The 10,591-nt window shown below is 64.9% G+C and carries 11 protein-coding genes; 2 read left to right on the top strand and 9 right to left on the bottom strand.

Features of this window, described 5'->3' with window-relative positions:
* Positions 1-101: 101 nt before the first annotated feature.
* Complete coding sequence (locus tag QX124_RS04855; protein ID WP_315796497.1) at positions 102-2,447, top strand: ABC transporter substrate-binding protein; 2,346 nt, start codon at positions 102-104, stop codon at positions 2,445-2,447.
* Between the two features lie 13 nt (positions 2,448-2,460).
* Here QX124_RS04855 and modD read toward each other — a convergent pair whose 3' ends face one another.
* On the bottom strand, positions 2,461-3,336 hold the full coding sequence (gene modD, locus QX124_RS04850) for a ModD protein (protein ID WP_315796495.1): 876 nt from the start codon (positions 3,334-3,336) through the stop codon (positions 2,461-2,463).
* A 73-nt stretch (positions 3,337-3,409) separates the two neighbouring features.
* Here modD and QX124_RS04845 point away from each other — a divergent pair, with 73 nt between their 5' ends.
* Complete coding sequence (locus QX124_RS04845) at positions 3,410-3,973, top strand: DUF2478 domain-containing protein (protein WP_315756197.1); 564 nt, start codon at positions 3,410-3,412, stop codon at positions 3,971-3,973.
* Between the two features lie 27 nt (positions 3,974-4,000).
* On the opposite strand, the gene QX124_RS04840 is transcribed toward QX124_RS04845, so the two are convergent.
* The 8 genes from QX124_RS04840 to nifV form a co-directional block, all read right to left on the bottom strand.
* The gene (locus QX124_RS04840) at positions 4,001-4,207 is read right to left on the bottom strand and encodes a molybdopterin-binding protein (protein ID WP_315741026.1); all 207 of its coding nucleotides are present in this window, start codon (positions 4,205-4,207) and stop codon (positions 4,001-4,003) included.
* A gap of 170 nt (positions 4,208-4,377) precedes the next feature.
* The gene (locus QX124_RS04835) at positions 4,378-4,674 is read right to left on the bottom strand and encodes a ferredoxin family protein (protein ID WP_172112536.1); all 297 of its coding nucleotides are present in this window, start codon (positions 4,672-4,674) and stop codon (positions 4,378-4,380) included.
* A gap of 41 nt (positions 4,675-4,715) precedes the next feature.
* On the bottom strand, positions 4,716-6,023 hold the full coding sequence (locus QX124_RS04830; protein WP_315740993.1) for an FAD-dependent monooxygenase: 1,308 nt from the start codon (positions 6,021-6,023) through the stop codon (positions 4,716-4,718).
* A gap of 22 nt (positions 6,024-6,045) precedes the next feature.
* The gene (locus tag QX124_RS04825; protein ID WP_315756198.1) at positions 6,046-7,152 is read right to left on the bottom strand and encodes an electron transfer flavoprotein subunit alpha/FixB family protein; all 1,107 of its coding nucleotides are present in this window, start codon (positions 7,150-7,152) and stop codon (positions 6,046-6,048) included.
* Positions 7,153-7,188: 36 nt separating this feature from the next.
* Positions 7,189-8,034: an electron transfer flavoprotein subunit beta/FixA family protein gene (locus QX124_RS04820; RefSeq protein WP_315740991.1), complete on the bottom strand. Its 846-nt coding sequence runs from the start codon at positions 8,032-8,034 to the stop codon at positions 7,189-7,191.
* A 262-nt stretch (positions 8,035-8,296) separates the two neighbouring features.
* A complete protein-coding gene (gene nifW / locus QX124_RS04815) occupies positions 8,297-8,635 on the bottom strand; it encodes a nitrogenase stabilizing/protective protein NifW (RefSeq protein ID WP_315796493.1) in 339 nt (112 codons plus the stop codon).
* On the bottom strand, positions 8,632-9,423 hold the full coding sequence (gene cysE, locus QX124_RS04810; RefSeq protein ID WP_315796492.1) for a serine O-acetyltransferase: 792 nt from the start codon (positions 9,421-9,423) through the stop codon (positions 8,632-8,634). Before cysE ends, nifW begins: the two co-directional genes overlap by 4 nt.
* 2 nt (positions 9,424-9,425) lie before the next feature.
* Entirely contained in the window at positions 9,426-10,565 is a 1,140-nt protein-coding gene (gene nifV / locus QX124_RS04805) for a homocitrate synthase (protein ID WP_315796490.1), read from the bottom strand.
* Between the last annotated feature and the right edge of the window lie 26 nt (positions 10,566-10,591).

The raw sequence follows: 10,591 nt of genomic DNA, 5'->3' as shown, positions 1-10,591 counted from the left end.
CATAAATCTCGAAGCGCTCGAGACGCGACCCGGACCGCTCCCTGCGAGACGGTCGGCCGCGATCTGCTGCGCCCGAGAACCAAATATCGATGGGAGGACTGATGATGCACGGCATCCATGCTGCAGTTCGCGCCTGCTTGGCCGCCAGATGGAGCCGACGTCGCAGACCACGGGATGCAAAGAACAGCCCCCCTCGAGCAGCCGCATGCCTCGCGCTGGCTCTGTCCGCTCCGCTGGCGCTGACCGGACATCAAGCGGTCGCCGCGGACAACGAGATCCGCATCGGCAACACCATGCCCTACAGCGGCCCGGCTCTCGCCTATGGCGTCATCGGCAAGACGATCGCGGCCTACTTCAACAAGATCAATGCCGAAGGCGGCATCAACGGCCGGCGCGTCAACTTCATTTCCTACGACGACGGCTATGCGCCGCAGAAGACGGTCGAGATGACCCGCAAGCTCGTCGAGGAGGACAATGTCCTCCTGATGTTCGCCAGCCTGGGCACGGCTCCCAACCTGGCGGTCCGCCCTTATCTCAACGCCAACAAAGTTCCGCAATTGTTCGTGGCATCCGGCTCCTCGCAATGGGACCAGCCCCACGACTTTCCGTGGACCATGGGCTTTCAGCCGAGCTACCAGGCCGAGGCGCACGTCTATGCCCAGTACCTGCTGGAGACCCACAGCCGCGGCAAGATCGCGCTTCTCTATCAGGACGATGATTTCGGCAAGGATTACGTCAAGGGATTGAAGGACGGCCTGGGTGGCAAGCTTCCGATCGTCGCGGAAGCCACCTACAAGGTGACGGACGCCAACGTCAATCAGCAGATCGCCACGTTGAAGGCATCCGGCGCCGACATCTTCTTCGACGTGACCACGCCCAAGTTCGCCGTGATGGCGATCCGCCGCGCGGCCGAGCTCGGCTGGCGTCCGGACCACATCATCTCGACGGTCTCGGAATCGGTCTCCGCCGTGATGCAGCCGGCCGGCCTGCAGAATGCCGAAGGCATCTTATCCGCTGGCTATTACTACGAGGGCGAGGAGGCCGCGGCTGCAGGCGATCCATCCTACCGCGAATGGTCCGCCTTCATGGACCGCTATTTGCCCGACGTACCGAGAAGCAATGGTCTTGCGACCTTCGGCTACCTCGCGGCAAACGCGATGGTCGCAGTGTTGCGGAGTTGCGGCGACGACCTGTCGCGCGACAATATCATGAAGCAGGCGGCATCCCTGAAGAGCCTCAAATTGCCGATGCTGACGCCCGGCATCACCGTCAACACCAGCACCCATGATCACGCGCCGCTAGAGCAGATGCAGATGATGCAGTTCACCGGCGGCAAGTGGCAGCGCTTCGGTCCGGTCCGGAGCGGTATCGATCCCGGCAGCGTCAGCGATTCCTTCAAGACCATCTTCCGTTACGGCACGGCGAAGCGCGATCTGGCCAACCAGCTGAATGCCAATACCGTCACGCTGATGACCGGCTCGTTCGGCAGCACCTACGCCAACATGGGCGCGGACCTCGCATCCGCGCTCGACAAGGGGACGGAGCTGCGCATCCTTCCCGTGATCGGCCGCGGCTCGGTGCAATCGGTCGCCGATATCCTGCTGCTGCGCGGCGTCGACGCCGGCATCATCCGCAAGGACACCCTGGCCTTTCTCGAGCGCAAGGACTTCGCCAACAACATCCGCGAACAGTTGGTCTATGTCGCCAAGCTGTTCAACGAGGAGATGCACGTGCTGGCGCCGAGATCGATCACCAGCCTGAACGAGCTCGACGGCAAGACCATCGCCGTCGACCTGCCCGACGGCGGCACCTTCGTCACCTCGATCAACGTGTTCGAGCGCCTCGGGATCAGGCCGCATCTGCTCTATATCGAGCCGCGGCTGGCGCTGGACATGCTGCGCAAGGGCGACATCGACGCGATCATCACGGTCGAGGGCAAGCCGGTGCAATGGCTGAGCCAGGTCAGCGATCCCAATCTGCATCTCGTGCCTGTCGACTACGACAAGGCTCTGCACGACGACTATCTGCCGGCGCAATTGTCCGCCGAGGACTATCCGAACCTCGTCGGCGCCTCGGCGCCGGTGAACACGATCGCGGCCGAGGCCGTGCTGGCGTCGTTCAACTGGCCGGCAGGCAGCGACCGTCACCGCCGGCTGTCTCTGCTCGTCGAGGCCTTCTTCAGCAACATGCAGGCGCTGCAACGACCGCCATACCACCCGAAATGGCAGGAGGTGGCGCCGCTGGCGCCGATCGCGGGCTGGACAAGATTCAAGACGGCACAGGACTGGCTCGATCGCAATACACCGCCCGCCCAGATGCTGGGGGCGAATGCACAGGCCAACGATCTGCAGGCGAGCGGCGTTTCGGCCGATCCCCGGCTGTTCCGTGAATTCATGGAATGGCGAGCCAACCGCCAGAAGCGCGCCGCTCCGCGGCACCCACAGTAGCCGGGTCGCGCGGTCAAGCCGTGGCCGAGGCAGGGCTGATCCGCACCTGCACGTCGCAGGGACGCGCGAGGTAGGGCGCCGAGGTGACCAGCACGTCTGCCCCCGCCGCAGCATAGGCAGCGGCGTTCTGCGCATTCACGCCACCCGCGGCCGCAATGATCGGCCGCCGCGGCAGCGCCGCGCTGATGGCGATACGCTCCGTCAGCGCAGCGATGTCGGCAGGCGAAAATTTCTCGGCCTGGATGACGTCGAAGCCGGCCACGGCGGCGGCGACGGCCTGCTCGACCGTGGTGATCTCGATCACGAGCCGCTTCTCCGGCGCACTCCTCCGCAACCGCTCAGCGACATCGGCAAGCGGCGCATCGCCGAGAAACGCCCGGTGTTCCGGAAACACCAGCACCGTCTCCGACAGGCCGAGCCGATGCATCACCGCGCCACCCGCCTTCACCGCGGCAACGGCGAACGGCTTGGTTCCGGGGACGCTCTTGCGCGTGCAGGCGACCGCAATGCCAGGCTTGATCGCGCGCGCCGCGCCGACGATCGCAGCCGCCCCGGTGGCGACGCCGGACCAGATCTCGATGAGCGTCTGCGCCACCTTCCAGCTCCGCAACAGGCCTGCCGCCGCGCCCTCTGCACGGAGGATCGGGGCCCCCTCCTCCAGCACCGTTCCGCTGCCGGCGAACAGTTCGACATGGCAGCCCGTGAGCTCGATCAAGGCCGCCGCATCCTCGGCCAGGGCCAATACCATGCGGTCGCGCGCAGCGAAGTGCATCAGGCCCGGCTCGACGCCGATCCCGAGCGTCTCCGTCGTCAGGTCGCCATAGGGGACATCGTCGCGGAGCAGCGCTTCCAGATCATGGTGCGTAGCGGTGGTCGGCGCGCGCGACATCTGCTCTTTCTCCACAGGCTGCATTCTCTATATAAACCCTGGTCGCCGCCCGCCCCCGATCGCCAGGCCCCGTATGATCCCGCACGATCTTCCTGCTTCCGCTGAGCCCAATCAGCCCCGTCTCGCCGCCATTCTCTACGGACCGGGCGACGATGCCGATGCCTTGCTGGACGCCTTTGCCCAGGAGCTGCTGCAACGGGGCGTCCGCGTCGGCGGCATCGTTCAGCGCAATACGAGAGACGAAGTCGGCAAGAAAAGCGGAATGGACGTGATCGATCTCGCCAATGGCGACACGATCTCGATCTGTCAGGACCTCGGCACCGGATCGACCGCCTGCAAGCTCGACACTGCGGGCCTTGCCGAAGCCGGCATGGCCGTTCACCGCGCCATCGCGGCCCACGCCGACCTCATCGTGATCAACAAGTTCTCCAAGCAGGAGGCCTCGGGAAGCGGGTTGCGTGGCGAGCTGGCCGACGCAATCACGTCGGGGATTCCGGTGCTAACGGCCGTGCCGCAGAAATGCATCGACGACTGGCGGACCTTTGCGGGCGACTTCGGCACGCTGCTGCAGCCGTCACGTTCCGCGATGGAAACCTGGTGGCTCGACCTGCGCGCGCGCCACGCGTCGACCGGCTGATCGGCACAGCGATTCGGCACCACGTTCCTATTTACCGATCATCACATCCGACGACTTGATGACGGCGGAGACGCTGTCGCCGACGGCAAGCGCGAGCTCCTCCACCGCCTCGTTGGTGATCGCCGAGAAGACCGTGAGTCCCGGGGCGAGCTCCACCTTGACGTGGGCCGTGGTCGCGCCCTTCTCAACAGAGATGATTTTTCCCGGCAAGACGTTTCGTGCACTCAGCTTCACGTGCTGTTCCTCATCCATTGCAGCGTCGTTGCTGCAACGAGATGTAAACAGAAAGCTCGACCGAACTCAATGACCTATATCAGTCTCGATATAGCATTGACGACCGGCGGCACGTTTGTCGCATTTGCGACAGCACGCCGCCCCGGGGGGCGATCTCAGGCGGCCGGACGTCAGCCGAACTTGAACAGCACCCCGTAGCCACCGCGCGGATAGCTCCACTCGATATCGCCGCTGGCCTCGCCGATGACCCGGCAGGTGCCGCATTCGATGCAGCCGTCCACCGTGATCTCGACCTGGCCCTTGTCGTTGAGCTCATAGCAGCGTGCCGGGCAGGCCTTGAGAAGCGCCTTTAGCTGCGGCGTCGGCGTCGTATGCGGACGGACCTTGATATGGGCCCGGCCGGGATCGACCTGATAGCGATTGTAGAACAGCTTGTCTTCGACCCTGACTGCGACGTCCGTGCTCATGTCTGATCTCCCTCGCCTAAGCTGTTTCGTTCATTCACCAATCATCGCCACGCCCGAGCAAATCTGAAGGCGTCGCCGAACAGGCCAGTCCATGACCTTGCATTCACGAAGGAGCGCACGGTGCTGCTCTCCTTCTCCTTCTTCGGTGTCCCGTCGACGCGCACGAAGTTCTGCATCGCCTTGGAGACGAGCTGCGGATAGGTCAGGAAGAAGTTCTGCGACTGGTTGTGCAGCAGCGCCGGCATGTCCTTGTATTTCTTCAGATCCTTGATGACGAAGGAGTCCTCCAGCATCTTCTTGTAAAGTGAGAGGTTCTCCTTGGTCATCGGATCGCGGCGCGACTTGACCTGGAAGATCGCCTCAGCCGCGATGCGTCCGGAAGTCATCGCGAGATTAGAGCCCTCGCGGTGAACAGCATTGTTGAGCTGGGCGGCATCGCCGACCACGACCCAGCCATCGCCGCAGAGCTGCGGGATCGCATTATAGCCGCCCTCGGGAATCAGGTGCGCCGAGTACTCCTTGACTTCCGACCCCTCGATCAGCGGCGCCACCGACGGATGCTGCTTGAACCGCTCGAGCAGGCCGTATGGCGTCTCGCCGGTCTTCTGGAAGTCGGAGACGAGGCAGCCGATGCCGAGCGAAATGCACTCCTTGTTGGAATAGATGAAGCCCATGCCGGTCATGCCGCGGGAAATCGTGCCGACGGCCTCGATGACGGCGCCTTCGTCGCCCTTCAGGTTGAAGCGCGCCTCGATCGTCTCGCGCGGCAGGAAGTGCATCTCCTTCACAGCCAGCGCGACGTTCTCCGGCTTCGGCCGCTCACGCAGGCCGGCGCGAGTCCCGAGCAGGCCGTTGACCCCTTCCGCGAGCACGACCACGTCGGCATGGATCTCGCCATCGCGCCGGTCGGTCTTGACGCCGATCACCTTGCCATAGGCATCCTGCGCCAGCTCGGTTACGGTCGTCTCGCACAGCACGGTGGCACCGGCTTCCTTGACCTTGGACGAGAACCATTTGTCGAACTGGGCACGGATGATCGTGTAACGGTTCGGCTTCTCCTCATTGAAGTCGTCCGACTTGTAGTGCAGGCCGACATGCGACTTGTCGTCGAGCATCCAGAAGCGCTGCTCGACCAGATGCCGCTCCAGCGGTGCTTCCTCGCGGAAGTCCGGAATCAGCTTCTCCAGCATGTCGGCGTAGAGGATCGCGCCCTGCACGTTCTTCGAGCCGGAATACTCGCCGCGCTCGAGTTGCAGCACCTTCATGCCGCGCTTGGCCATGGTCAGCGCAGCAGCATTGCCGGCCATGCCGGCCCCCACGACGATCGCGTCGAACCGTTCCTCGATCATTGCCCTGCTCCCTCTCTGGTGCCTAGCTCGCGATGCGGTCGCGCGAATGCGGCGACAGACGTGCGCGGAATGCCTCGGTGAGCGCCGGCAGCAGCCGGATCGCATCGGTGACGATGCCGACATGCGCGAAGTCGAAGATCGGCGCGTTCTTGTCGGTGTTGATGGCAACGATCAGGTCGGCGCCCTCGACACCGACCCGATGCTGGATCGCGCCGGAGATGCCTGCGGCGATGTAGAGCTTGGGCCGGATGGTCTTGCCGGTCTGGCCTATCTGCCGATCGGAGGTCACCCAACCCTTCTGCACCAGCGGCCGCGAGCAGCCGAATTCGGCGCCGAGCACCGAAGCGAGCCCCTTGACGAGCTGGAAGTTCTCCGGCGAGCCAAGCCCGAGCCCGCCGGCCACGACGATGTCGGCATAGGCAAGATTGGACTTGGCCGAATCGCGATCCGGAATGAAGGACAGCACCTTGGTGACGATATCCTCTTCCACGAGACCGAGCTTGTGCTCGATGATACGGCTCGCGGGCTTCTCGACGCGGTCCGGCATCGGCATCACGCGCGGGCGGACGGTCGCCATCTGTGGCCGATAGTTCAGCGTGTAGATCGTGCAGAGCAGCGAGCCGCCGAAGGTCGGCCGCGTTGCGGCCAGGGAGCCGTCGGCATCGACGTCGAGCTCGGTGCAGTCGGCGGTCAGACCGGTGAGCAGCGTCGTCGCAACGGAGCCTGCGAGGTCGCGGCCGAGCGTGGTGGCGCCGAGCAGCAGGATCTCAGGCTTGAAGGTGTTGACGACGTCGGTCAGCGCCTTGGTGTAGGCTTCGTTGCGATAGTCGGTGAGAACGCTGTCCGCGACGATGTAGGCGAGATCGGCGCCATAGCAGAACGACTCCGCGGCAGCGTGCTGCACGGCTTCTCCGGGTGGCCCGATCACGACGGCCGCGAGATCGACCTTCAGCTTGTCGGCAAGCTTGCGTCCGGCGCCCATCAGCTCCCAGGACACCGGGTGAACCTGCCCGCGCTCCTGCTCGATGAATACCCAGACGTGCTTGTAGGCCTTGAAATGCTCCGGCAGCTCCTTCTTGGTCGCGGCGCGACCGGCTGCGGCGGGCGGTGCTTTGGTGGGTTCGCTCATGATCGTCGTCCCTTGGTCCGTCAAAAGCCGTATGGATCAGAAGCCGTGCGCTGACGTCGTCAGTTCGGCTTCGAGCTTCGGCTGCCGCTTGAACAATTCCTCGATCAGGGCGTCGGCCGGCGCGCGACTCGAGAAGTCAACCATGGTTGCCTTCTCCGCCCGGGCCGACGGCGCGAAGACCCGCTTCACGATGGTCGGCGAGCCCTTCAGGCCGCACTTCGAGATGTCCTCGACGCCGGCGTCCTTGGCGCTCCAGGTGACGATCTGCGCGCGCGCTGCACGGAGCGCATCGGCCATGGCGCCGCGGCGGATCTCGTTGGTCGCCTCCAGCATCGTCACCAGGCACGGCAGCTTGGTCTTCAGCACCTGAACACCACCCTCGGAGCGACGCTCGGCTTCGATCGTGCGCGCCACCGGATCGACCTCGCTGATCTTCGCCACATAGGTGAGTTGCAGCAGGCCCAGCCGCTTGGCGATGCCCGGGCCGACCTGCGCGGTGTCGCCGTCGATCGTCTGCTTGCCGGTGAACACGATGTCGGGCGCGCCAAAGGTCTCGCTGACCTTGCGAATGGCTGTCGCCAGCGCATAGGTGGTCGCCAGCGTATCGGCGCCGGCGAAGAAGCGATCGGTCAGCAGCACGGCGCGGTCGGCCCCGTAGGTCAGCGCCCTGCGCAGGGAGTCCTCGGCAGACGGCGGTCCCATGGTCAGCACGGTCACTTCACCGCCGAACTTGTCGCGCAGTTGCAGCGCCGCCTCGAGCGCGAACAGGTCGTAGGGGTTGATGATGGTCGGCACACCCTGGCGCATGATGGTGTTGGTCACCGGATGAACGCGGATCTGCGCTGAGTCCGGAACCTGCTTGATGCAGACGACGATATGCATGCGATCACTCCGGTGTGTAGGTCTGCGATCAGGACAGCAATTGTCGTACCAGTTTCGGCCGCAATGATTATCGGCACGGATTCAACACCTTGGCGCATGAACCTGATCTCTGTTGCTGAGAACTCGCCGCCAAGGCCCGACACGTCGCAAGCAACACGCGTCGGGAATGCGACAGGAGCTTGAAAGCGCACGGCTCGCCTGAAAGCAGAAGCGCCGCCAGTCGTGCTGGCGGCGCTCGTAGGAGTGATCGTCAGTTCGTCCGTTACTTGAGCGTCGTCAGTGACACGAACGGCTTTGGAGCCGGTTTCGGCGGCGCCACCGCCTCCTTGAGCACCTTGAACACCCGCTGATCGAGCGGCGTGGAGACGAGGAAGTCCTGATAGGCCTGCTCCAGGAACGACTTGCAGCGGGCTGCGACATCCTCGTTGGAAACGTCGGAGAAGTCCTCGCTGACGAGATACTGCCCCATTCGCCGGAGGACATGCAGCCGGCAGACGTTGAGCACCTTGGGATCGTAGTCGACACCGAGCAGCTTGAAGAACTCCTCGGCGGCGGAGGTCTTCTTCAGTTCGTCCAGAACGTTCGGCGATGCCGCAGTCATTGCTTTGCTCCTTGGCTCAAAATCGGATCAACCTCGCAGAAAGAGGTCGGCGCCGGAGGCGGCGGTCCCTGGCGCATCTTTTGCCTGATGTGAGCGAGCTGCGCTTCGAGGAATTCGATCCGGTCCAGCATCACGGAAAGTGCCTCACCGACCGGATCAGGCATCAAATGATGATCCAGGTCGATGCGTCCGACGGTTCGACGATGGGTAAACTCCGGCCGCACCACCTTGGCGGGGATGCCGACCACGGTGACATCGGGCGGCGTGCTCTGAATGACGACGGAGTTGGCACCGACGCGGGTGCGCGGTCCGATCGTGATCGGTCCGAGGATCTTGGCGCCGGCGCCGACGACGACGCCGCTTTCCAGCGTCGGATGCCGCTTGCCCGGCGACCACGACGTGCCGCCCAGGGTGACGCCGTGATAGAGCGTGACGTCGTCGCCGACCTCTGCCGTCTCGCCGATCACGACGCAGGCGCCGTGGTCGATGAAGAAGCGGCGCCCGATCTCCGCGCCCGGGTGGATATCGACATTCGACAGGAAACGTCCGAGCCACGACAACAAGCGTGCCGGAAAACGCCAGCCGCGAATCCACAGCCGATGCGCCAGGCGGTGCCAGATCAGCGCGTGAATGCCGGGATAGGTCAGCAGCGTCTCGATTTCGCTGCGCGCCGCCGGATCGCGCGAGCGGACACACGCAATGTCCTCGCGGATCAGGCGGAGCAGCGAGGGCCGGCTCAGCTCGGCGACGATCGGCTTTGCAATGGGTGTGTCGACGATGTCGCTCATGATCAGGCAAAGCTCGCCAGCGGGTGATCGCAGACTTCGCGCCAGATGGCCGCAACGGCCTCTTTCGGCACTGGCCCCTTGTGAGTGACGGCATGCCTGCGCACGCGCGCCAGGATGCGCTGGGCCTGGTCGACGCTCGCCGGCAGGCGTAGATCCGACAGCAGCGAGGTGATCGCCGACAGCCCGGAATGCTTCCCGATCACGATCCGGTTGGAGCGGCCGAACAGTCCCGGATCGAGGGCCTGATAGGTGCGCTGATCCTTCAGCAGCCCGTCGACGTGAATGCCGGATTCATGGGTGAAGACGTGCTCGCCGACAATGGCCTTGTTGAGTGGAATGGCGCGCGCCGCGGCGGCCGCCACGACATTGGCGACGTGATCGAGTTCGGCCAGCACGATGCCGGTCTCGCGCCGGTAGAGCTGCCGCAGCGCGACCGCGACCTCCTCCAGCGGAGCATTTCCGGCGCGCTCGCCGAGGCCGATCACGGTGACCGACGCATGGGTCGCGCCCGCCTTGACCGCCGCCAGCGTGTTGGCGGTGGCAAGACCGAGATCATCATGGCCGTGAAACTCGATCTCCAGGTCCGTGGTCGCTCGCAAGGCGCCGACCAGCGCCGACGTCGCCTCGGGATCGAGCACGCTCAGGGTATCGGCAACGCGGAAGCGCCGGGCGCCGAGCGACTTCGCGGTCGCGATCACCTCGGCGAGAAAGCCGACATCGGCGCGCGACGAATCCTCACCGCCGACGGCAACGGCCAGTCCGCGGCTCCGCGCATGGCCGACCACGCGCTTGAGCAGCTCCAACGCGGCGCTGCGGCTGCCACCGAGCTTGGCGGCGATCTGCACATCGGATGTCGGGATGGAGACATTCACCATCGAGACGCCGGCCGCGATCGCCGCATCGACATCCGCCTCGCGCATCCGGCACCAGCCGATGATGGTCGCGGGCAGACCGGCCTCGACGATCGCCCTGATCGCAGCAATCTCGTCGGCCCCCATCGCCGGGGTGCCGGCCTCGATCTCGGGAACGCCGGCACGGGCAAGCGCACGGGCGATCGCGACCTTCTCTCCGAGGGCGAAGGCGACGCCCGGCGCCTGCTCGCCGTCGCGGAGCGTGGTATCGTTCAGGATGACCCGGGGCATCGGGCTCCCCGAGACCGTGCCCCCGT

This window comes from Bradyrhizobium sp. SZCCHNRI3043, assembly GCF_032377735.1.
Taxonomy (GTDB): domain Bacteria; phylum Pseudomonadota; class Alphaproteobacteria; order Rhizobiales; family Xanthobacteraceae; genus Bradyrhizobium.
This window is presented reverse-complemented; position numbering and strand designations above follow the sequence as displayed.

What these genes read in the sequence shown, in the direction of transcription:
- nifV (WP_315796490.1), bottom strand. Translation starts at nt 10,565, where the DNA reads ATGCCCCGGGTCATCCTGAACGATACCACGCTCCGCGACGGCGAGCAG.
- QX124_RS04835 (WP_172112536.1), bottom strand. Translation starts at nt 4,674, where the DNA reads ATGAGCACGGACGTCGCAGTCAGGGTCGAAGACAAGCTGTTCTACAAT.
- cysE (WP_315796492.1), bottom strand. Translation starts at nt 9,423, where the DNA reads ATGAGCGACATCGTCGACACACCCATTGCAAAGCCGATCGTCGCCGAG.
- QX124_RS04825 (WP_315756198.1), bottom strand. Translation starts at nt 7,152, where the DNA reads ATGAGCGAACCCACCAAAGCACCGCCCGCCGCAGCCGGTCGCGCCGCG.
- QX124_RS04845 (WP_315756197.1), top strand. Translation starts at nt 3,410, where the DNA reads ATGATCCCGCACGATCTTCCTGCTTCCGCTGAGCCCAATCAGCCCCGT.
- QX124_RS04855 (WP_315796497.1), top strand. Translation starts at nt 102, where the DNA reads ATGATGCACGGCATCCATGCTGCAGTTCGCGCCTGCTTGGCCGCCAGA.
- QX124_RS04830 (WP_315740993.1), bottom strand. Translation starts at nt 6,023, where the DNA reads ATGATCGAGGAACGGTTCGACGCGATCGTCGTGGGGGCCGGCATGGCC.
- modD (WP_315796495.1), bottom strand. Translation starts at nt 3,336, where the DNA reads ATGTCGCGCGCGCCGACCACCGCTACGCACCATGATCTGGAAGCGCTG.
- nifW (WP_315796493.1), bottom strand. Translation starts at nt 8,635, where the DNA reads ATGACTGCGGCATCGCCGAACGTTCTGGACGAACTGAAGAAGACCTCC.
- QX124_RS04820 (WP_315740991.1), bottom strand. Translation starts at nt 8,034, where the DNA reads ATGCATATCGTCGTCTGCATCAAGCAGGTTCCGGACTCAGCGCAGATC.